This window comes from Streptomyces sp. NC-S4, from assembly GCF_054353315.1.
The window spans coordinates 2,437,113-2,458,185 of record NZ_CM135937.1; the positions used below are offsets into that span (position 1 = coordinate 2,437,113).

General features: G+C 71.4%; 17 protein-coding genes. 11 read left to right on the top strand and 6 right to left on the bottom strand.

The features are described from left to right. Positions 1-55: 55 nt before the first annotated feature. Positions 56-904 (top strand): class I SAM-dependent methyltransferase, encoded by an 849-nt coding sequence (locus ACXNSR_RS10535; RefSeq protein ID WP_458641823.1) that lies wholly within the window; start codon positions 56-58, stop codon positions 902-904. Between the two features lies 1 nt (position 905). Next, entirely contained in the window at positions 906-3,485 is a 2,580-nt protein-coding gene (gene hrpB / locus ACXNSR_RS10540; protein ID WP_458641824.1) for an ATP-dependent helicase HrpB, read from the top strand. Here the strand turns inward: hrpB and ACXNSR_RS10545 are convergent. The 3 genes from ACXNSR_RS10545 to ACXNSR_RS10555 all read right to left on the bottom strand — a co-directional run bounded on the left by ACXNSR_RS10545 (position 3,475) and on the right by ACXNSR_RS10555 (position 6,072). Further along, the gene (locus tag ACXNSR_RS10545; protein WP_458641825.1) at positions 3,475-4,434 is read right to left on the bottom strand and encodes a DUF3068 domain-containing protein; all 960 of its coding nucleotides are present in this window, start codon (positions 4,432-4,434) and stop codon (positions 3,475-3,477) included. The genes hrpB and ACXNSR_RS10545 overlap by 11 nt on opposite strands. 14 nt (positions 4,435-4,448) lie before the next feature. Continuing rightward, positions 4,449-4,589 (bottom strand): SPW_0924 family protein, encoded by a 141-nt coding sequence (locus tag ACXNSR_RS10550; protein ID WP_150256957.1) that lies wholly within the window; start codon positions 4,587-4,589, stop codon positions 4,449-4,451. A 205-nt stretch (positions 4,590-4,794) separates the two neighbouring features. Next, entirely contained in the window at positions 4,795-6,072 is a 1,278-nt protein-coding gene (locus ACXNSR_RS10555; protein WP_458641826.1) for a lytic transglycosylase domain-containing protein, read from the bottom strand. Between the two features lie 184 nt (positions 6,073-6,256). Between ACXNSR_RS10555 and ACXNSR_RS10560 the strand changes: the two genes are divergently transcribed. Further along, positions 6,257-7,117 (top strand): DUF4184 family protein, encoded by an 861-nt coding sequence (locus ACXNSR_RS10560; protein ID WP_458641827.1) that lies wholly within the window; start codon positions 6,257-6,259, stop codon positions 7,115-7,117. Positions 7,118-7,153: 36 nt separating this feature from the next. Here the strand turns inward: ACXNSR_RS10560 and polA are convergent, their stop codons facing one another. Next, a complete protein-coding gene (gene polA, locus ACXNSR_RS10565) occupies positions 7,154-9,874 on the bottom strand; it encodes a DNA polymerase I (RefSeq protein WP_458641828.1) in 2,721 nt (906 codons plus the stop codon). 199 nt (positions 9,875-10,073) lie between these two features. Between polA and ACXNSR_RS10570 the strand changes: the two genes are divergently transcribed. Together ACXNSR_RS10570 and ACXNSR_RS10575 are read left to right on the top strand one after the other, a co-directional pair. Beyond that, the gene (locus tag ACXNSR_RS10570; RefSeq protein ID WP_458641829.1) at positions 10,074-12,344 is read left to right on the top strand and encodes an FdhF/YdeP family oxidoreductase; all 2,271 of its coding nucleotides are present in this window, start codon (positions 10,074-10,076) and stop codon (positions 12,342-12,344) included. Positions 12,345-12,398: 54 nt separating this feature from the next. Next, positions 12,399-12,872: a PaaI family thioesterase gene (locus ACXNSR_RS10575; protein WP_458641830.1), complete on the top strand. Its 474-nt coding sequence runs from the start codon at positions 12,399-12,401 to the stop codon at positions 12,870-12,872. 49 nt (positions 12,873-12,921) lie between these two features. Here the strand turns inward: ACXNSR_RS10575 and ACXNSR_RS10580 are convergent, their stop codons facing one another. Next, complete coding sequence (locus ACXNSR_RS10580; RefSeq protein ID WP_458641831.1) at positions 12,922-13,389, bottom strand: HEAT repeat domain-containing protein; 468 nt, start codon at positions 13,387-13,389, stop codon at positions 12,922-12,924. Between the two features lie 155 nt (positions 13,390-13,544). On the opposite strand from ACXNSR_RS10580, the gene ACXNSR_RS10585 reads away from it, so the two are divergent. The 6 genes from ACXNSR_RS10585 to ACXNSR_RS10610 all read left to right on the top strand — a co-directional run bounded on the left by ACXNSR_RS10585 (position 13,545) and on the right by ACXNSR_RS10610 (position 20,281). Next, entirely contained in the window at positions 13,545-13,946 is a 402-nt protein-coding gene (locus ACXNSR_RS10585) for a hypothetical protein (protein ID WP_458641832.1), read from the top strand. A gap of 542 nt (positions 13,947-14,488) precedes the next feature. Beyond that, positions 14,489-15,724 (top strand): branched-chain amino acid ABC transporter substrate-binding protein, encoded by a 1,236-nt coding sequence (locus ACXNSR_RS10590; RefSeq protein WP_458641833.1) that lies wholly within the window; start codon positions 14,489-14,491, stop codon positions 15,722-15,724. A gap of 108 nt (positions 15,725-15,832) precedes the next feature. Continuing rightward, the gene (locus ACXNSR_RS10595; RefSeq protein ID WP_458641834.1) at positions 15,833-16,765 is read left to right on the top strand and encodes a branched-chain amino acid ABC transporter permease; all 933 of its coding nucleotides are present in this window, start codon (positions 15,833-15,835) and stop codon (positions 16,763-16,765) included. A 5-nt stretch (positions 16,766-16,770) separates the two neighbouring features. Beyond that, on the top strand, positions 16,771-18,495 hold the full coding sequence (locus ACXNSR_RS10600; RefSeq protein WP_458641835.1) for a branched-chain amino acid ABC transporter permease: 1,725 nt from the start codon (positions 16,771-16,773) through the stop codon (positions 18,493-18,495). 5 nt (positions 18,496-18,500) lie between these two features. Next, a complete protein-coding gene (locus ACXNSR_RS10605) occupies positions 18,501-19,568 on the top strand; it encodes an ABC transporter ATP-binding protein (RefSeq protein WP_458643260.1) in 1,068 nt (355 codons plus the stop codon). Then, a complete protein-coding gene (locus ACXNSR_RS10610) occupies positions 19,565-20,281 on the top strand; it encodes an ABC transporter ATP-binding protein (RefSeq protein WP_458641836.1) in 717 nt (238 codons plus the stop codon). The genes ACXNSR_RS10605 and ACXNSR_RS10610 overlap by 4 nt, the downstream gene beginning before the upstream one ends. A gap of 65 nt (positions 20,282-20,346) precedes the next feature. On the opposite strand, the gene ACXNSR_RS10615 is transcribed toward ACXNSR_RS10610, so the two are convergent. Next, positions 20,347-21,000, bottom strand: coding sequence for an ANTAR domain-containing response regulator (locus ACXNSR_RS10615; RefSeq protein WP_030008501.1), 654 nt, complete (start codon positions 20,998-21,000; stop codon positions 20,347-20,349). Between the last annotated feature and the right edge of the window lie 73 nt (positions 21,001-21,073).

A 21,073-nucleotide genomic window follows, 5' to 3' on the forward strand; every position in this document is an offset into this window, starting at 1 on the left:
GATGGCGCTCCCTGCCACATTCCGCAGACATTCGCAGACTACGACGACGGGCCCCATGAACCAAGAGGACTACGCCTCCGAAGAAGCGTACGAAGCCGATCCGGTATCCGCGGAAGACCCCGAGGCCACGCGGCGTGACGCGGGGGAAGCGGAGAGCAGCCGGGCGAGCCGCAGCTGGTGGGACCGCAACGCCGACGAGTACCAGAGCGACCACGGTGCCTTCCTCGGCGACGACCGCTTCGTCTGGGGACCCGAGGGGCTGGACGAGGCGGAGGCCGCCCTCCTGGGCCCCGCCGCCTCCCTCCGGGACAAGGACATCCTGGAGATCGGCGCCGGCGCCGCCCAGTGCTCGCGCTGGCTGGCCGCCCAGGGCGCCCGCCCGGTCGCCCTCGACCTCTCCCACCGCCAGCTCCAGCACGCCCTGCGCATCGGAGACGACCTCCCCCTGGTCGAGGCCGACGCCGGAAAGCTGCCCTTCCGCGCCGGCTCCTTCGACATGGCCTGCTCCGCCTACGGCGCCGTCCCCTTCGTCGCCGACCCGGTCAACGTCATGCGCGAGGTGCACCGCGTACTGCGCCCCGGCGGCCGCTGGGTCTTCTCCGTGACCCATCCCGTCCGCTGGGCCTTCCCGGACGAGCCCGGCCCCGAGGGGCTGTCCGTCTCCGCCTCCTACTTCGACCGCACCGCGTACGTGGAACAGGACGAGCGGGGCCGCGCCGTCTACGTGGAGCACCACCGCACGATCGGCGACCGCGTGCGCGACGTGGTGGCGGGCGGCTTCCGCCTGCTCGACCTGGTCGAGCCCGAGTGGCCGCAGTGGAACGGCCAGGAGTGGGGCGGCTGGTCCCCGCTGCGCGGGAACCTGATCCCGGGCACCGCGATCTTCGTCTGCGAGCGCGACTGACGTGATCCGTACCGCCGCCCTCGATGCCCTGCCCGTACGGGAGGCCGTGCCCGCGCTCGTCTCGGCGCTGGATGCCCACGGCACGGCGGTGCTCTGCGCCCCGCCCGGCACCGGCAAGACCACGCTGGTCCCGCTGGTGCTGGCCGGACTGGTGGGCGGCGGCCCGCGGCGCCGGGTGGTCGTCGCCGAGCCCCGGCGGATCGCCGCCCGGGCCGCGGCGCGCCGGATGGCCTGGCTGCTGGGCGAGCCGGTCGGCGGCGCGGTCGGCTTCACCGTGCGCGGGGAACGGGTTGCGGGTCCGGACACGGTGGTGGAGGTGGTGACCACCGGCGTGCTGCTCCAGCGCCTCCAGCGCGACCAGGAGCTGACCGGGGTCGACGTGGTGGTCCTGGACGAGTGCCACGAGCGGCACCTGGACGCCGACACCGTCGCCGCCTTCCTCCTCGACGTACGGGAGACCCTGCGCCCGGAGCTGCGGCTGGTGGCGGCCTCGGCGACCACGGACTCGGCCGGCTGGGCGCAGGTTCTCGGCCGGGGAGGCCCGGGCGGTGCGCCGGTGGTGGAGGCGCCGGGCGTCTCGTACCCCGTGGAGACGGTCTGGGCCCCGCCGGTCCGGCCGGTGCGGCCCCCGCACGGGATGCGGGTGGATCCGGCGCAGCTGACGCACGTGGCCTCGGTGGTGCGGCGGGCGCTGGCGGAACGGAGCGGCGACGTCCTGTGCTTCCTGCCCGGCGTCGGTGAGATCGCCCGGGTCGCCGGGCAGCTGGGCGGGGTGGACGCGGAGGTGCTCCAGATGCACGGCCGGGCCCCGGCGGCCGTCCAGGACGCGGTGCTCTCCGTCGCCGGTCACCGCAGGGTGATCCTGTCCACCGCCGTGGCGGAGTCGAGCCTGACCGTTCCCGGGGTACGCGTGGTGGTGGACTCCGGACTGGCCCGCGAACCCCGGGTCGACCACGCGCGGGGGCTGGGCGCGCTGGCGACCGTACGGGCGTCCCGCGCGGCCGGGCGCCAGCGGGCGGGCCGGGCCGGGCGCGAGGCGCCGGGCGTGGTGTACCGCTGCTGGGCCGAGGCGGAGGACGGCCGCCTCGCGGCGTTCCCGTCGCCGGAGATCCGCATCGCCGACCTGGCGCAGTTCGCCCTGCAGGCCGCGTGCTGGGGCGACCCGGACGCGGCCGGGCTCGCCCTGCTGGATCCGCCCCCGGCCGGGGCGATGGCCGCGGCGCGCGAGGTGCTGGTGGCCGTCGGCGCGGTGTCCCCGGCCGGTGCGGTGACCGCGCGCGGGCAGCGGATGGCCCGGCTCGGGCTGCACCCGCGGCTGGCCCGGGCCCTGCTGGACGGCTCCGCCTCGCTCGGTGCCCGCCGGGCGGCGGAGCTGGTGGCCCTGCTGAGCGAGGAGCCACCGCGGGAGTACGGGGACGACCTGGCCGGCGCGTGGCGGCGGGCCCGCGCGGGCGGCGACGCGTACGCGGGCCGCTGGCGGGCGGAGGCCCGCCGCCTGGACCGTGCCGCCTCCCCTGCGGGGCGCACCGCCGAAACCGGGGCCGGGGCTGCGGCCGGGGCTGCACCCCGCACCCCGCTCGGGTGCGGCACCGCTGCACCCGACGATGCAGCCGCGGGCCTGGTCGCGGCCCTGGCGTTCCCCGAACGGGTGGCGAAGGCCAGGGGCGAGGGATCCTTCCTGATGGCCAACGGCACCGCGGCCGAGCTCGGCGACGGCTCGGGCCTGCGGCAGGCGACCTGGCTGGCCGTCGCCGTCGCCGACCGGCCCCCGCATTCCGCGTCCGCCCGGGTCCGGCTCGGCGCCGTCGTCGACGAGGACACCGCCCGCACCGCCGCCGCGCACCTGCGCACCGCGGGGGAAGAGGTCCGCTGGGAGGGCGGCGACCTCGTCGCCCGCGCCGCCGAGCGGCTCGGGGCGATCGAACTGGCCGTACGTCCGCTGCGCGCTCCCGACCCCGCACTGGTCCGGGCCGCCCTCCTGGACGGGCTGCGCGCCGAGGGGCTCGGCCTGCTGCGCTGGTCCCCGGACGCGCTGACCCTCCGGGCCCGCCTCGGCTTCCTGCACCGCACGCTCGGCGGCGCCTGGCCCGACGTGGCCGACGACGGGGCCCTGCTGGAGCGGGCCGACGACTGGCTGGAGCCCGAGCTGTCCCGGGCCCGGCGCCGCGCCGACCTGGGGCGGATCGATGCCGGGCAGGCCCTGAACCGGCTGCTGCCGTGGGCCACCGGGGAGGCCGTCCGGCTGGACGAGCTGGCTCCGGAACGCCTGGAGGTCCCCAGCGGCTCCCGGATCCGGGTGGACTACTCCGCCGAGCACGGCCCGCCGGTCCTCGCGGTGAAGCTGCAGGAGCTGTTCGGGCTGGCCGAGACCCCGCGGGTGGCGGGCGTACCGGTGCTGGTGCACCTGCTGTCGCCCGCGGGCCGGCCCGCCGCCGTCACCTCCGACCTCGCCTCGTTCTGGCAGGGCGGCTACCGGGCCGTGCGCGCGGAGCTGCGCGGGCGCTACCCCAAGCACCCCTGGCCGGAGGATCCGGCCACCGCCGAGCCCACCCGGCACACCAACGCCCGGCTCAGGCGCTGACGCGGCGGCCGCGGGCCTCCAGCCACAGCGCCGCGCCGAGCAGGACGAGCCCGCCGGCGGCCAGCCCGATCGGCGCGTAGGTGTGCAGCGCGAGGACCTTCGTACGGTTCGACCTGACGAGGTCGACCGTGTAGTCGGAGTAGTCCTCGCGCATGGTGACGTGTCCGGCGAAGGCGGTGAGCTTGCCGTCGGGGCCGCCGGCCGCGATGCCGCCGCGCATCTCCTGCTGGATGTCCTGCTCGGCGTTGACCGGAGCGCCGGTCACCGGGTCGACCCAGAACCTCGCCTTGGCCGTGTACCAGAGGGTGGTGCCGGTGGCCGCCTCGATCGTCGACGGGTCGATGCCCTCGATCGGCATCTTCTTGGGCATGGCGACCTTGGTCCACGGGACGGTCTGCTCGAAGTAGTAGACGTCCATGCCCTTGAACGTGCGCGGCCCGACGTAGTGGATCGGCGAGGAGGTACGGGTCTGCGCGTCGAAGTAGAGGTAGTCGCGCGGCTCGGTGAAGAAGGGCCACTTGAACTCGATGCCCTCGCGCTTGACGGGGTCCCCGTCGACCATCTCCCCGGTGGCGTGGACCGGGTCCTGGGTGTGCGCGTCGAAGATGTAGCGCTCGGGGATCTGGGAGACCATCTTCCCGTCCGGGCCGATGATGTAGGAGAGCGTGTCCCAGACGACGACGTCCTTGCCGGCGCTCGCCTCTATCTCCTTCGACGCCTCGACGTTGCCCTTGAGGGTCTGGACGATGGTGACCTTGTCGACCTTCTTCGGCTGCATGCCGCCGGTGTAGTCGAGGAGGGTCGCGTCCTTCGCCTCCAGGACCATCTCCTGGTACTGGTTCGGCGGGATCTTGGCGAGGCGGGGGTACGCGTACCAGCGCAGCAGCGGTGCGAGGGCTGCGCAGAACACGGCGAGGGCCAGCAGGACAAGGCTCGCTCTGCGTCGCACGGCCGGGCCCTCCTCTACTTTCCGGGCGCGGGGGGCGCGGTGGTGAGCAGGGGCTTGGGTGAGGTCTCGCCTTCGGGCACCCCGAACGCCGTGATGGCGAACACGAGGGCCAGCGCGGCCGCGAGGCCGATGGCGGCGGCGACGAATGCGCGCATGCCGGGGCTCCGAAATCTGATGAGGCGTCAGAGATGGGGCACCGTAGCAACGCGGCGTCGAGATGAGAACCGTTCGGGTCGACCCGCCCGGCCACGGAGACCTCACCGGGCGCAGACGAACGCATCGGCCGTTCGCCCTCCCCCGCCGCGCCGGACAGCGGGAACCATCGGGGGGGAAGGCGGCGGGCCATCAACTGCGTTTGTCCTAGCGGGCACCGCTTGGGCTCACGCCCGGCGTGGGCGTCCGGACCGGCGTGGCCGTCGGACGCGGGGTCGGCTTGGAGCTCACCGTGGGGCTGGGCTTCGGCGACGGGGTCACGGTCCGACTCGGCGTCGGTGTGGGAGTGGGGGTCGGCGTAGGCGTGGGGGTCGGCGTAGGCGTGGGGGACGGCGTAGGCGTGGGGGTCGGCGTAGGCGTGGGGGACGGCGTGGGCGTGGGCGTGGGCGTCGGCGTCGGCGTCGGGGTCGGGGTCGGGGTCGGCGTCGGCGTCGGCGTCGGGGTCGGGGTGGGCTTCGGGTCCGGCTTCGGGGTGGGGGGCGGCGTCGGCTTCGGGGTGGGCTTCGGGTCCGGTGTCGGCGTGGGGGTGACCGGGCCCGTAGCGGGCCGGTCCGGGACCTCGTGCGTGCCCTTCAGGTAGTACGTGAACCAGGACCGCACCGTGCGCAGGTACTCCGTCGAGCGGTTGTAGGAGAGCACCGCCCGGTCCAGGTCCGCGTCCACGCGCAGGTCGCGGCTGCCCGCGCACAGGTACCGGGCGGCCGCGAGGGCCGCGTCGTGCACGTTGTTCGGGTTGCGCCGGCCGTCGCCGTCCGCGTCCTGGCCCCACGCCGCCCACGTGGAGGGGATGAACTGCATCGGCCCGACGGCCCGGTCGTAGCGGGCGTCCCCGTCGTAGGCCCCGCCGTCCGTGTCGGGGATGTTCGCGAAGCCGTTGCCGTCGAGCACCGGCCCCAGGATCGGCCGCAGCGTGGTGCCGGCCGTGTCGACCTGCCCGCCGCGCGCCTGCCCGGACTCCACCTTGCCGATCGCCGCGAGGAGTTGCCAGCGCAGTCCGCAGCCCGGGTCGCTGCGCCCGGTCTCCTTCTCGGCGCCCAGGTAGGCCGCGAGCACGCTCGCCGGTATCCCCTGCGCCCCTTCCGCGGGCCCGGTCACGGCCGATGCCGGCGCGGCCCGGGAGCCCGTCGGCGCCTGTGCCTGCGGCTGGGGCTGCGGCGCCCCCTCCTCCGGCAGCAGCACCTCCGGTGGCCGCGGGCTCACCAGCGGCGGGAGTTCGGTGAAGTAGGCGGAGTCGCCTCCTGCCGCGTCCGCGGCCGACGGCGGCCGCGGTTGCGACTGTGCGGCGGACTCCCCTGCGGCGGAGAGCCGGTCGGCGCTCGCGCCCGCCGGGCCCTGGGACGCGGTCACCGCGGCGACCACCAGAGCGCATGCCAGGGCGGCCGTCGTTCCCCTGCGCAGCCTGCGTCCGATTATTCGAGCCGACATGAGCCGCACCCCTCCCCCTCGACGTCCGCGTGACCCTACGTCAACTCCCTGCACACAGCACGCAAGGAGGGCCGGAATTCACCACATCCCCACGTTCCGAGGCAGGTCACGCATACTGTCTGGACCCTTCGGGAGCATTGGCCCGAAGTAAGGAACGTTCGAAGGAAGTCCCAGGAGAGGTGCCATGCCGTTCACTCTCAGCCACGCGGCCGCCGTACTTCCGGCCATCCGGCGGACCGGGCGTGCGCGGGGCCCCCTCGTCGCTTCGGCGCTCGTCCTCGGTTCGTTCGCGCCGGACACCTTCTACTTCACGGACGCGGTCGTCGAGGGCGTCCTGGCGTACGGGGCCTTCACGCACTCGCTGCCGGGCGTCCTGACCCTGGACGCCGTGCTGACGGCGGTCCTGGTGGCCTTCTGGCTCCTGCTGCGCGAGCCGCTGATCGCGCTCCTGCCGCGCGCCTGGCGGGGCAGGGCGCACGCCTTCGTGCGGGGCGAGGCATGGCGCGAGCGTTCCCGGCCGGCCGCGCTCGTCGGCTGGTTCTACGTGTCGGCGGCCCTCGGGTCCCTGACCCACGTGGCCTGGGACAGCTTCACGCACCACGACCGCTGGGGCACGAACGCGCTGCCCGATCTCGCCGAGCCGCTCGCCTACGGCCTGCCGGGCTACTCCTTCCTCCAGTACGGCACTTCGGCCGTCGCCGCGTGCGCGCTGCTCTGGTTCACGGTGACCGCCCTGCGCCGGCTTCCCGCGCTCCCGGCCCCCGCGTCCGTGCCGGTGCTCTCGCGCGCGGAGCTCTGGGGTGCGGTCGCCCTGCTCGTGGTGTGCGTGGCGGCCGGGGCCACCCGGCGCGTGCTGCGCTTCTTCGACTTCTTCGACCGGATCCGTACGCCGCTCGACATCATCCCGACCATCTGCTTCGGCGCGGGCGGCGGACTCACCGTGGCACTGCTGGTCTACGGGGTCCTGGTGCGGCTGCGGCACCACCGCGACCGGAGCGGGCACCCCACGGACGAGGAAACGCGGACGCCCGTCCCCACCGCCTGAGCGGCGGGGACGGGCGCCGGGTGTGCCGTACGGCGGTCAGTGCGCGGCGGACTCCCAGTCGCGGCCGTCGCCCACCGACACGTCCAGCGGGGCCCGGAGCTCGACGGCGGCGCCCATCTCGCGCCGCACCAGCTCCTCGACCTGCTCGCGCTCGCCCGGGGCGATCTCCAGCACGATTTCGTCGTGGACCTGGAGCAGCATCCGGGAGCTCAGACCGGCCTCGGCGATCGCCTTGTCCACGCGCAGCATCGCGACCTTGACGATGTCGGCGGCGGTGCCCTGGATGGGGGCGTTGAGCGCCATCCGCTCGGCGGCCTCGCGGCGCTGGCGGTTGTCGCTGTTGAGGTCGGGCAGGTACCGGCGGCGGCCGAAGATCGTCGCCGTGTAGCCGGTGGCACGGGCCTCGTCGACGACCCGGCCGAGGTAGTCGCGGACCCCGCCGAACCGCTCGAAGAAGGTCTCCATCAGACCGCGCGCCTCGGCGGGCTCGATGTTCAGCTGCTGGGCGAGACCGAAGGCGGAGAGCCCGTAGGCCAGCCCGTACGACATGGCCTTGATCTTGCGGCGCATCTCGGCGTCGACCTCGGACCGCTCCACGCCGAACACCTGGGAGGCGACGGTGGTGTGCAGGTCCTCGCCGGTCGCGAACGCCTCGATCAGGCCCTCGTCCTCGGACAGGTGGGCCATGACGCGCAGCTCGATCTGGCTGTAGTCGGCCGTCATCAGGGACTCGAAGCCCTCGCCGACGACGAAGCCGCGGCGGATGGCGCGGCCTTCGTCGGTGCGCACCGGCACGTTCTGCAGGTTGGGGTCGGTGGAGGACAGCCGGCCCGTCGCGGCGACGGTCTGGCTGAAGCTGGTGTGCACCCGGCCGTCGGCGGCGATGGTCTTGACCAGGCCCTCGACGGTCACGCGCAGCTTGGCCTGCTCCCGGTGCCGCAGCATGATCACCGGGAGTTCGTGGTCGGTCTGCGTGGCCAGCCAGGCCAGCGCGTCCGCGTCCGTGGTGTAACCGGTCTTGGTCTTCTTCGTCTTCGGCAGGTCCAGCTCGCCGAAGAAGACCTCCTGGAGCTGCTTGGGCGAGCCGAGGTTGAACTCGTGGCCGACGGTGGCGTGCGCCTCCTTGACGGCCTGCTGCACGGCTCCGGCGAACTGCTGCTCCATGGCCTCCAGGTGGTCGCGGTCGGCGGCGATTCCGGCGCGCTCCATCCGGGCGAGGAGTTCGGAGGTGGGCAGCTCCATGTCGTGGAGCAGCTCCGCGGCGCCGACCTCGGCGAGCTTGTCGGTGAAGGCGTCGCCCAGGTCCAGGACCGCGCGGGCCTGTGCCATCAGGGCCTCGGCCTCGGCGGTCTCGTCGGCGCCGAAGGCCAGCTGCCCGTCGGCGGCGGCGGGCGCCAGCTCGCGGTGCAGGTATTCCATGGACAGGGCGTCCAGGGCGAAGGACCGGCGGCCGGGCTTGACCAGGTAGGCGGCGAGCGCGGTGTCCATGGCGACGCCGGCGAGGGTCCAGCCGTGCTCGGGGAAGACCCGCATCAGGCCCTTGGCGTTGTGCACGACCTTGGTGCGCGCCGGGTCGGCGGCCCAGGCGGCGAAGGCCCTCTCGTCGGCCTCGTCCAGCTCGGCGGGCGTGAACCAGGCGGCGGCGCCGCCGGCCGCGGCGAGCGCGATCTCGGTGACGTCGCCCTGGCCCAGCGCCCAGCTGTCGACGGTCGCGATGCCCAGCGGGCCGCCCGCGTGGCTCTCCAGCCACGGCGCGAGCTCGCCCGTACCCAGCACGGACGCGTCCAGTTCCACACCGGCCGCCGGAGCCGGTGCCTCTTCCACGGCCGCGCCCGGGTCCACGGCGAGCAGCCGCTCGCGCAGCGAGGCGTTGCGGATCTCCAGCACGTCCAGCACGCCGAGCATGGCGGTCCGGTCGTAGGGGGCGCGGACCAGGTCGGCGGGGCCCTTGGGCAGCTCGACGTCCTTGACCATCTCGGTCAGGACCCGGTTGAGCTTGACGGCCTCCAGGTGGTCCCGGAAGTTCTGCCCGGCCTTGCCCTTGACCTCGTCGGCGCGCTCCACGAGCTCCGCGAACGACCCGAACTGGGTGATCCACTTGGCCGCGGTCTTCTCACCGACGCCCGGGATGCCCGGCAGGTTGTCGGACGGGTCGCCGCGCAGCGCCGCGAAGTCCGGGTACTGCTGCGGGGTGAGGCCGTACTTCTCCTCGACCTTCTCCGGGGTGAACCGGGTGAGCTCGGAGACGCCCTTGGTCGGGTAGAGCACGGTGGTGTGCTCGGAGACGAGCTGGAAGGAGTCGCGGTCGCCGGTGACGATCAGCACCTCGAAGCCGGCCGCCTCCGCCTGCGTCGCCAGCGTCGCGATCACGTCGTCGGCCTCGAAGCCGTCGACCGCGAACCGCGGCACGTGCATCGTGTCGAGGAGCTCGCCGATCAGCTCGACCTGTCCCTTGAACTCGTCGGGGGTCTTGGAGCGGTTCGCCTTGTACTCGGGGAACTCCGTCGAACGCCACGTCTTGCGGGAGACGTCGAACGCCACCGCGAAGTGCGTAGGGGCCTCGTCGCGCAGCGTGTTCGCCAGCATCGACGCGAATCCGTAGATGGCGTTGGTCGGCTGCCCCGTCGCGGTCGTGAAATTCTCCGCGGGCAGCGCGAAGAACGCCCGGTAGGCCAGGGAGTGCCCGTCCATGAGCATCAGGCGGGGGCGGTCCCCTGCGGTCGTCTGGTCCGTCTTCTTCGATGCTGAATCTGCCACGCCCCGATCCTAGGCGCCCCCACCGACAATTCCGGCCCGTCGCCTCCCCCGGCGCATCCTCCCCACCGGACGCCCCCGGCGCACCCGGCCGGGGCGCGGTGAGCACCGGTCCGCCCTCCCCTGATTCCGTGGTCCGTGCAAGGATCGACGCACGCGGCCACACGTGCTGCATACGTACGTACGCTCGAAGGGGAGCGCGATGGCGACCAAGCCGCCCACAGGCGATCCGGTACAGGACGCACCGCAGGTCACACCGCCCAAGCACGCGGCAGCCGGCCTGCCGGCGATCGGACACACCCTGCGGATCGCCCAGCAGCAGATGGGCGTGGCCCGCACCGCCCGCACGCTCCTCAAGGTCAACCAGAAGGACGGCTTCGACTGCCCGGGCTGCGCCTGGCCCGAGGGCGACAAGCGGCACACGGCCGAGTTCTGCGAGAACGGCGCCAAGGCCGTCGCGGAGGAGGCCACGCTGCGCCGGGTCACCCCCGAGTTCTTCGCCGCGCACCCGCTGGCCGATCTCGCGACGCGTTCCGGCTACTGGCTGGGCCAGCAGGGCCGCATCACGCAGCCCATGCTCCTGCCCGAGGGCGGCGACCGCTACGAGGCGGTCAGCTGGGAGCGGGCCTTCGCGGTCATCGCCGAGGAGCTGAACGCCCTCGGCTCCCCCGACGAGGCCCTCTTCTACACCTCGGGCCGCACCAGCAACGAGGCCGCGTTCCTCTTCCAGCTCTTCGCCCGCGAGTTCGGCACCAACAACCTGCCCGACTGCTCCAACATGTGCCACGAGTCCTCGGGCTCCGCACTGACCGAGACCATCGGCATCGGCAAGGGCAGCGTCTCCCTCGAAGACCTCCACCAGGCCGAGCTGATCATCGTCGCCGGGCAGAACCCGGGCACCAACCACCCCCGCATGCTCTCCGCCCTGGAGAAGGCCAAGACCGCCGGCGCGAAGATCATCTCCGTGAACCCGCTGCCCGAGGCCGGCACGGAACGGTTCAAGAACCCGCAGACGCCGATCGGCATGTTCAGGGGCACCGCCCTCACCGATCTCTTCCTGCAGATCCGCATCGGCGGCGACCAGGCCCTCTTCCGCCTCCTCAACAAGCTCGTCATCGAGACGGAGGGCGCCACCGACGAGGCCTTCATCCGCGAGCACACCCACGGCTACGAGGAGCTCGCGGCCGCCGCGAAGGAAGCCGACTGGGACGAGACGCTCACCGCGACCGGCCTGACCCGCCCCGAGATCGAGCGGGCCCTGTCCATGGTCCTGGCCTCGAAGCGCACCATCGTCTGCTGGGCCATGGGCCTCACCCAGCACAAGCACGCCGTCGCCACCATCCGCGAGGTGGTCAACCTCCTCCTGCTGCGCGGCGACATAGGGCGCCCCGGCGCCGGCGTATGCCCCGTCCGCGGCCACTCCAACGTGCAGGGCGACCGCACCATGGGGATCTTCGAACGGCCCGCGCCGGCCTTCCTCGACGCACTCGACAAGGAATTCGGCATCACCTCGCCGCGCGGGCACGGCTACGACGTCGTCCGCTCCATCGAGGCCCTGCGCGACGGCAAGGCCAAGGTCCTCTTCGCGATGGGCGGCAACTTCGTCGGCGCCACCCCCGACACCGAGGTCACCGAGGCCGCCATCCGCAAGGCGTCCCTGACCGTGCACGTCTCCACCAAGCTCAACCGCTCCCACGCGGTCACCGGCCGGCGGGCCCTGATCCTGCCCACCCTCGGCCGTACCGACAAGGACGTACAGGCGAGCGGCAAGCAGTTCGTGACCGTCGAGGACTCCATGGGCATGGTCCACGCCTCCCGCGGCAACCTCGCCCCCGCCTCCCCGCACCTGCTCTCCGAGCCCGCGATCGTGGCCCGCATGGCCCGCGCGGTCCTGGGCGCCGCCTCCGCCACCCCGTGGGAGGAGTTCGAGCACGACTACGCCTCGATCCGCGACCGGATCTCCCGCGTGATCTCCGGCTTCGAGGACTTCAACGCCCGTATCGCCCACCCGGCCGGCTTCCGGCTCCCGCACGCCCCGCGCGACGAGCGCCGCTTCCCGACGAAGACCGGCAAGGCCAATTTCACCGCCGCGCCCGTGGAGTACCCGCGCGTCCCGGCGGGACGGCTGCTCCTGCAGACCCTGCGCAGCCACGACCAGTACAACACCACGATCTACGGCCTCGACGACCGCTACCGCGGCATCACCGGCGGCCGCCGCGTGGTCATGGTCAACCCGGCCGACGCGGCCGAGCTGGGCCTGGTCGACGGGTCGTACACGGACCTGGTGAGCGAGTGGAAGGACGGCCTGGAGCGGCGCGCGCCCGGCTTCCGCGTCGTGCACTACCCGACCGCCCGCGGCTGTGCGGCCGCGTACTACCCGGAGACCAACGTGCTGGTCCCGCTGGACTCGACCGCCGACATCAGCAACACCCCGGCCAGCAAGTCCGTCGTCGTGCGCTTCGAACCGGCCTGATAGAACGACCTCAGGACAAGATGGTTAACGATCGTTGACGAACGGAGCCTGGCCATGGGCGAGCAGCACGCAGTGAAGTTCCCGCAGGAGGTGCTCGACGAGTACGCGGCCCTGGGCATCGACCTGCCCTCGCTGTTCTCGGCGGGACACCTGGGCGAGCGGATGGACATCCGCATCCTGGAGGCCTCGGCCGACCGCGTCGTCGGCACCATGCCCGTCGAGGGCAACACCCAGCCCTACGGGCTGCTGCACGGCGGGGCCTCGGCCGTGCTGGCGGAGACCCTCGGCTCGGTCGGTGCCATGATGCACGGCGGCATCACCAAGATCGCCGTCGGCGTGGACCTGAACTGCACCCACCACCGGGGCGCCCGCTCCGGCATCGTCACCGGCGTCGCCACCCCGGTGCACCGCGGCCGCTCGACCACCACCTTCGAGATCGTCATCACCGACGAGCAGGACAAGCGGATCTGCACCGCCCGCCTGACCTGCCTGCTGCGCGACGCCGACCAGGTCGCCGCGGGGTCCTGACCCCGGGCGGCCCGGATGCCGTGACGGGCGACCGCCCGGGCCCCGGAGCTCAGGCGGTCCCTTCCCGGGCGGGATCCAGGCGCCGCCGCAGTTCCCCCACCGCGTCCGCCGCCTCCCGGCGCACCCCCGGGCGGGGGTGGCGCAGGAACCGCTCGACGGCCGGGAGCGCCGCCCGGTCACCCGTGGAGCCGAGGACGCCCAGGACGTACTCCAGCAGGACGGGCTCCATGCCGTCCGCGGCGGCGAGCGGCGCGACCACCCGATAGGGGAACTCGTAGGGCGCGGTGGCCGTGCAGAGGGCGTGCAGCGCGGACTCGCGCAGCTCGTAGCTCTCGTCAGAGAGCGCGACGGCGACGAGACGTGCGGCTACCCGTTCCGCGTCGTCCTGCGACAGGAGGCCCGTCTCCAGGACGTCGCCGACGACTTCGAGGCAGCTGTCCCGACGCCCCGTATCGGGGGCGTCCAGCTCCTGCCAGGCCGATTCGATCCATGCCATCGAGCTCTTGGGTCCGGTCACGACCCGACCCTGGGCGACGGTGGCCGGCCCGCGGAGCCGGGCCTGCGCGCGTTCCCGGACGGCCCGCGCCCCGCCAACCGCCCGGAATCCGCCAGTCCGCAGGCTTGGCGGTGACATCTGTTGTGTCACCGATGGTCACCGCCTACCGTCCCCCCATGGGGACCATGCCACGCACGGCCCGGTACGCCGCCCACATCCTCCTCGCGGCGCTCGCCCTGACCGGATGCTCATCCTCCGCGCCACCCCCCGCGGCGGGCTCCGCGCGCCCTTCCACCACCCCTCCCCCCTCGCCCGTACAGGTGTGCACGAGCCTCGTGTCCTACTGGGCGAAGGAGACCCTCCTGGGCACGAAATGGTCCGGTCTCGACTGGGAGCAGAAGGGCCTGTCCAACGACCAGTACGCGATCCACGAGGACGCCGTGGCCGCGGGGCGTGCCGAGGAGCGAACTGCCGGGCGGGACAAGGCACTTGAGCTGATCGACCGGATCGTGGCGCAGCGCTGCGCCGACGAGGGCGGCGCGATGCGCAGTTCGGAGAACTGGCGCCCGCCGACGTGACCGAGGTCACCGCATTCCCGAGCGCGCTGTCCGGCTTCCGGGCACATGCCCCCGCAGGGTCGAACCGCAGGTGAAGAGCCGTGCCGCCATCCGAACAAGATCCATTCGGATTCGAAAGTGCCCTCTTGACCGTCACCCTGCGTAATGCGCGCAAGGGTTGGAATCCGCCTTTTCCCTTAAGAAAGACCACTCGGAGGATTCCCTTGGACACGCGCAGCCACATTCGGCCGAAAATGATCTAAGACAGGAGCATGAAGGCCTCAAGCCCCTTAGGAGAACAGGTAATTCTCAGGATGCGGACACCCCCCAAGGTAAGAAAACGTCCGATTTGTCCACACTCCCGCTACACATTCTTGGCCTTGGCATAACAAGAGCGTCACATCCTCCTTTCCCTGCTCCCCGTGCTCGCCACCTCGGGCCTAGAGTCACGGCCAGTCACCGCGCCGCAGGGCGCAATCAGCACGGCCGTGGACCTCCCAGTGCGGCCCGGCGACCTAACGGCACCTCTCCACGAGAGAGCCGCGCCAGGGAAAGGAAGAATCGTGCGACACCGTTCTTTGCTCGTCCTCACCACCGTGATCACCACGGGAGCACTGACCCTCACCGCTTGCGGATCGCGCGACGGCGGAGACTCCAAGGACAACGGCGGCGGCAAGAAGACCACCGTCATCATCGGTGTGGACGCCCCGCTCACGGGCTCGCTCTCCGCGCTCGGCCAGGGCATCAAGAACTCCGTCGACCTCGCGGCCAAGACGGCCAACAAGAACAACGAGGTCCCGGGCATCGAGTTCAAGGTCGAGGCCCTCGACGACCAGGCGGTCCCCGCCTCCGGTCAGGCCAACGCCACCAAGCTCGTCGGCAACAAGGACGTCCTCGGCGTCGTCGGCCCGCTGAACTCCGGCGTCGCCCAGCAGATGCAGGGCGTCTTCGCCTCCGCCAACCTGGCGCAGGTCTCCCCCGCCAACACCAACCCCGCGCTCAGCCAGGGCGACAACTGGGGCAAGGGCGAGTTCAAGCGCGGCTTCAAGACCTACTTCCGCACCGCCGCCACCGACGTGGTCCAGGGCAAGTTCGCCGCCCAGTACCTCTTCAAGGACGCCGGCAAGAAGAAGGTCTTCATCGTCGACGACAAGCAGACCTACGGCGCCGGCCTCGCGGCCATCTTCGCCGACGAGTTCAAGAAGCTCGGCGGCGAGGTCGTCGGCACCGACCACGTCACCGTGAAGGAGACCGACTTCTCCTCCACCGCCGACAAGGTCAAGTCCTCCGGCGCCGACTCCGTCTACTTCGGCGGCCAGTACCCCGAGGGCGGCCTGCTCGCCGACCAGATCAAGAAGACCGGCGCCAACGTCCCGCTCATGGGCGGCGACGGCATCCAGGACCCGGCCTTCATCAGCGCCTCCGGTGAGGCCAACGAGGGCGACCTCGCCACCTCCATCGGCTACCCGGTCGAGAAGCTCGACACCGCCAAGAAGTTCATCGAGGACTACAAGGCCGAGGGTTACAAGGACCCGTACGCCGCCTACGGTGGCTACTCCTACGACGCCGGCTGGGCCGTCATCCAGGCCGTCAAGGCCGCCGTCGCCGCCAACAGCGGCAAGCTGCCCACCGACGCCCGCGCCAAGGTCGTCGAGGCGCTCGGCAAGGTCTCCTTCGAGGGCGTGACCGGCAAGGTCGCCTTCGACGAGTACGGCGACACCACCAACAAGCAGCTCACCGTCTACAAGGTCGAGGGCGGCAAGTGGGTCGACGTCAAGAGCGACACCTTCAACCAGTAAGCCCGTAGTCCCCAGCAACACCCGTACCACCTGAACCAACGCCGCGCGAGGGCGCAAACAGCGCCCTCGCGCGGAGTCTTATCCGACACGCTCATCGGAGGCCCTGCGGTGCACGAACTGCCGCAACAGCTGGCCAACGGCCTGGCCCTCGGTGCTCTCTATGGCCTCATCGCCATCGGGTACACCATGGTCTACGGCATCGTCCAGCTCATCAACTTCGCCCACGGCGAGATCTTCATGATCGGCGGCTTCGGCGCCCTCAGCGCCTACGCCATCCTCCCGACCGGCACCTCCCTGCTGATCGCGATACCCGTCATGATCGTCGGAGGTGCCGCCACCTCCGTCGCCGTGGCCTGCGCAGCCGAACGCTTCGCCTACCGCCCACTGCGCAGCGCCCCCCGGCTCGCACCCCTCATCACCGCAATCGGCCTCTCGATCGCGCTCCAGCAGCTCGTCTGGCAGTTCTACCCGGACGCCAAGAAGGCCGTCAGCTTCCCTGAGTTCAAGGGCGCCGCCTTCAAGCTCACCGACAGCCTCTCCATCCAGCGCGCGGACCTCTTCGTCCTCATCCTCGCCCCGCTCTGCATGCTCGCCCTCGGCATCTTCGTCCAGAAGAGCCGCAGCGGCCGCGCCATGCAGGCCACCGCGCAGGACCCCGACACCGCGAAGCTGATGGGCATCAACACCGACCGCATCATCGTCATGGCCTTCGCCATCGGTGCCGCGTTCGCCGCCGTCGCCGCCGTCGCCTACGGCCTCGACAAGGGCCAGATCAACTTCGAGATGGGCTTCATCCTCGGCCTCAAGGCCTTCACCGCAGCCGTCCTCGGCGGCATCGGCAACATCTACGGAGCCATGGTCGGCGGCGTCGTCCTCGGACTCGCCGAAGCCCTCTCGATCGCCTACATCGAAGACATCCCCGGCATGTCGCAGCTCGGCGGTGGCGCCTGGTCCAACGTCTGGGCCTTCGTACTCCTCATCGTCGTCCTCCTCGTGCGGCCACAAGGCCTGCTCGGCGAGCGCGTCGCGGATCGGGCGTGAGAACCATGACCACCAACACCACCCCGCAGACCGCCGACACGGTGAAGAAGGGCCCCGCGCCCACCACCCTCCTCTACGCGGTCATCGCCGGCAGCCTCCTCACCATCGTCAGCGCCTTCCTCGCGTGGACCTGGACCGCCGAATTCCCCGGCGACCTGACCTACTACGGCAGCCCGGCGAACATCCAGTACGTCACCGTCGCCGGAGCCGCCCTCACCCTCGTCCACGCGCTCTCCGCGCTCGGCGTCAAGGGCCTCGGCTGGCTCACCCCCAACGGTTCCCGCAAGGCCCTCTTCTTCCTCACCCTCGGCAACCTCGCCGCCACCTGGTTCACGGTCATCGCCATCACCGTCGTCCTCGGCGGAGCCGTCAACCTGGAACCCGGCGCCCTCGTCGCCCTCGTCGGCTCGCTCATCCCGGTCCTCGCCGTGAGCAAGCTCCCCGACGACACCCGCAAGGCGGCCCCCGCCAAGCAGCTGCCCTCCTGGGCCGAAATCCTCATCATCACCGGCGTCTTCGCCATCGGCCTCTTCGTCATCACCTACGGCATCGACACCGATGACAAGGAACCGCAGCTCTTCGTCGCCTACCTGATCACCGTCGGCCTCGCCGCCTTCGCGCTGAACAAGTCCGGCCTCTTCGCCCGCCTCGGCGGCCTCACCGCAAAGCACCGCCAGGTCACCCTGATCGGCACCGCGGCCGCCGCCATCGCCTTCCCCTTCATCCAGCAGAGCGGCGACACCTACACGCTCATCGCGGTCAACATCCTGATCTTCGCGACCGTCGCCCTCGGCCTCAACGTCGTCGTCGGCCTCGCCGGCCTCCTCGACCTCGGCTACGTCGCCTTCCTCGGCGTCGGCGCCTACGCCGCAGCCCTGGTCTCCGGAAGCACCGCATCCGCCTTCGGCATCCACCTGCCCTTCTGGGCAGCGGTCATCGTCGGCGCCCTCGCCTCGCTCATCTTCGGCGTGGTCATCGGAGCCCCGACCCTGCGCCTGCGCGGCGACTACCTCGCCATCGTCACCCTCGGCTTCGGAGAAATCTTCCGCATCGCCATGGGCAACCTCGACGGCACCTCCGGCCCGGACATCACCAACGGCCCCAACGGCATCCCCAACATCCCCCACCTCGAACTCTTCGGGTGGAACTTCGGGGAGTCCCACGTCGTCGGCGGCATCACCCTCGGCGCCTACGCCAACTACTACTTCCTGATGCTGCTCGTCATGGCCCTGGTCGTCGTGGTCTTCGCCCGCGCCGGAAGCAGCCGCATCGGCCGCGCCTGGGTCGCCATCCGCGAGGACGAGACCGCCGCCGAAGCCATGGGCATCAACGGCTTCAAGGTCAAGCTCATCGCCTTCGCCCTCGGCGCCACCCTCGCCGGCCTCGCCGGCACCGTCCAGGCACACGTCAACAGCACGGTCGTCCCCGAGAACTACGTCTTCGCCGGGCCCGTCCCGCCGAACTCCGCGTTCCTCCTCGCCGCAGTCATCCTCGGCGGCATGGGCACCATCCGCGGCCCCATCCTCGGCGCCGCACTGCTCTTCCTGATCCCCGCGAAGCTGGCCTTCCTCCAGGACTTCCAGCTCCTCGCGTTCGGCATCGCCCTCATCCTGCTCATGCGCTTCCGCCCCGAAGGCCTCATCGCCAACAAGCGCGCGCAGCTCGAGTTCCACGACGACACCGCTGACCAGGCCCCCGCGGACCTGGCCACCGCCAAGGCGGGGGCGTGAACGACATGACGACCACCACGGAAACCACCACCACCAAGACCACGGTTCTCGAAGCCAAGGGCGTCACCATGCGCTTCGGCGGCCTCACCGCCGTCAAGGGCGTCGACCTCCAGGTCAACTCCGGCGAGATCGTCGGTCTCATCGGCCCCAACGGCGCCGGCAAGACCACCTTCTTCAACTGCCTCACCGGGCTGTACGTCCCCACCGAGGGATCCGTCAGCTACAAGGGCACCGTCCTGCCTCCCAAGCCCCACAAGGTCACCGAGGCCGGCATCGCCCGCACCTTCCAGAACATCCGGCTCTTCCACAACATGACCGTGCTGGAGAACGTCCTCGTCGGACGCCACACCCGCACCAAGGAAGGCCTCTGGTCCGCCCTGCTGCGCGGCCCCGGCTTCAAGAAGGCCGAAGCCGCCAGCGAAGCGCGCGCCATGGAACTCCTCGAGTTCATCGGCCTGGAGAACAAGGCCCAGCACCTGGCCAAGAACCTCCCCTACGGCGAACAGCGCAAGCTGGAAATCGCCCGCGCCCTCGCCAGCGACCCCGGCCTCATCCTCCTGGACGAGCCCACCGCCGGCATGAACCCGCAGGAAACCCGCGCTGCCGAAGAACTCATCTTCGCCATCCGCGACATGGGCATCGCCGTCCTCGTCATCGAGCACGACATGCGCTTCATCTTCAACCTCTGCGACCGCGTCGCCTGCCTCGTCCAGGGCGAAAAGCTCATCGAAGGCACCGCGTCCGAGGTCCAGGGCGACGAGCGCGTCATCGCCGCCTACCTCGGCGAGCCCTTCGAGGGCGACCCGGGCGCCGCCGAGGCCGCCGAGGTCGAGGCAGCCGAAGCCGCAGCACCGGCCGAAGCCGAGACGGAGGCCGAGGCTCCGGCCGAGACCGACGCCGAGGCCGACGCCGACACTCCGGCCGAGACCGACGCCGAGGCCGAGGCCACCGAGACCGGTACCGAGACCGAAGCGGAGACGGACGCCGACACCCCGGCCGACGCCGACGCCCCGGCCGACACCGACTCGGACAGCACCACCAGCACCACCAGCACGGAAGGAGAAGCCAAGTGACCGCACTGCTCAAGGTCGAAGACCTCAAGGTCGCCTACGGCAAGATCGAAGCCGTCAAGGGAATCTCCTTCGAAGTCAACGAAGGCGAAATCGTCTGCCTCGTCGGCACCAACGGCGCCGGCAAGACGACCACCCTGCGCACCCTCTCCGGGCTCATCAAGCCCAAGGGCGGCAGCATCACCTTCGACGGCCAGCCCCTCGCAGCCGTCCCCGCCCACAAGATCGTCTCCCTGGGCCTCGCCCACTCCCCCGAGGGACGCCACATCTTCCCCCGGCTGACGATCGCCGAAAACCTCCAGCTCGGCGCCTTCCTGCGCACCGACAAGGAGGGCATCGAGCAGGACGTCCAGCGCGCCTACGAGATGTTCCCCATCCTGGGCGAACGCCGTAAGCAGGCCGCCGGCACCCTCTCGGGCGGCGAGCAGCAGATGCTCGCCATGGGCCGCGCGCTCATGTCCCGCCCCAAGCTCCTGATGCTGGACGAGCCCTCCATGGGCCTGTCCCCGCTGATGATGCAGAAGATCATGGCGACCATCAAGGACCTCAAGGCCGCGGGCATGACCATCCTGCTCGTCGAGCAGAACGCCCAGGCGGCGCTCTCGCTCTCCGACACCGCGCACGTGATGGAGATCGGCAAGATCGTTCTCTCCGGCACCGGCCGCGACCTCCTCCACAACGAGGACGTCCGCAAGGCCTACCTCGGCGAGGACTGACACAACGTGTGAGGCCCGCCTCCCCTCGGGGGGAGGCGGGCCTCACGCATGTTCCGGGACGGGACCTACTTCCCGCTCTCCTTCTTCTTCGCCTCGGCGTCCTCGATGACCACCTCGGCGACCTGCTGCATGGACATCCGGCGGTCCATGGACGACTTCTGGATCCACCGGAAGGCGGCGGGCTCGGTCAGCCCGTACTGCGTCTGCAGGATGCTCTTCGCCCGGTCCACCAGCTTGCGGGTCTCCAGCCGCTGCGAGAGGTCCGCGACCTCCTGCTCCAGCGCGCGCAGCTCCGCGAAGCGGGAGACGGCCATCTCGATGGCCGGCACCACGTCGCTCTTGCTGAACGGCTTCACGAGGTACGCCATCGCACCGGCGTCCCGGGCCCGCTCGACGAGGTCGCGCTGCGAGAACGCGGTGAGCATGAGCACGGGCGCGATGGACTCCTCGGCGATCTTCTCGGCCGCGGAGATCCCGTCCAGGACGGGCATCTTCACGTCGAGGATCACCAGGTCGGGCCGGTGCTCGCGCGCGAGCTCGACGGCCGTCTGCCCGTCGCCGGCCTCGCCGACGACGGAATAGCCCTCTTCTTCGAGCATCTCTTTGAGATCGAGACGGATGAGCGCCTCGTCCTCGGCGATGACGACCCGGGTCGTCAGCGGCGGAACGTGCGACTGGTCGGCGTCGGGCGTGGGCGTCGACTCGTGCTCGGCGGTCACGGATGCTCCTCGGTGCAAGGCGGTTAAGCTGCCACGAGCCTACCTAGCTCCTGTATGTTTGTGACACGGAGGG

What these genes read in the sequence shown, in the direction of transcription:
- ACXNSR_RS10585 (WP_458641832.1), top strand. Translation starts at nt 13,545, where the DNA reads ATGGGGACCATGCCACGCACGGCCCGGTACGCCGCCCACATCCTCCTC.
- ACXNSR_RS10550 (WP_150256957.1), bottom strand. Translation starts at nt 4,589, where the DNA reads ATGCGCGCATTCGTCGCCGCCGCCATCGGCCTCGCGGCCGCGCTGGCC.
- ACXNSR_RS10605 (WP_458643260.1), top strand. Translation starts at nt 18,501, where the DNA reads ATGACGACCACCACGGAAACCACCACCACCAAGACCACGGTTCTCGAA.
- ACXNSR_RS10570 (WP_458641829.1), top strand. Translation starts at nt 10,074, where the DNA reads ATGGCGACCAAGCCGCCCACAGGCGATCCGGTACAGGACGCACCGCAG.
- ACXNSR_RS10535 (WP_458641823.1), top strand. Translation starts at nt 56, where the DNA reads ATGAACCAAGAGGACTACGCCTCCGAAGAAGCGTACGAAGCCGATCCG.
- ACXNSR_RS10575 (WP_458641830.1), top strand. Translation starts at nt 12,399, where the DNA reads ATGGGCGAGCAGCACGCAGTGAAGTTCCCGCAGGAGGTGCTCGACGAG.
- ACXNSR_RS10555 (WP_458641826.1), bottom strand. Translation starts at nt 6,072, where the DNA reads ATGTCGGCTCGAATAATCGGACGCAGGCTGCGCAGGGGAACGACGGCC.
- ACXNSR_RS10560 (WP_458641827.1), top strand. Translation starts at nt 6,257, where the DNA reads ATGCCGTTCACTCTCAGCCACGCGGCCGCCGTACTTCCGGCCATCCGG.
- ACXNSR_RS10600 (WP_458641835.1), top strand. Translation starts at nt 16,771, where the DNA reads ATGACCACCAACACCACCCCGCAGACCGCCGACACGGTGAAGAAGGGC.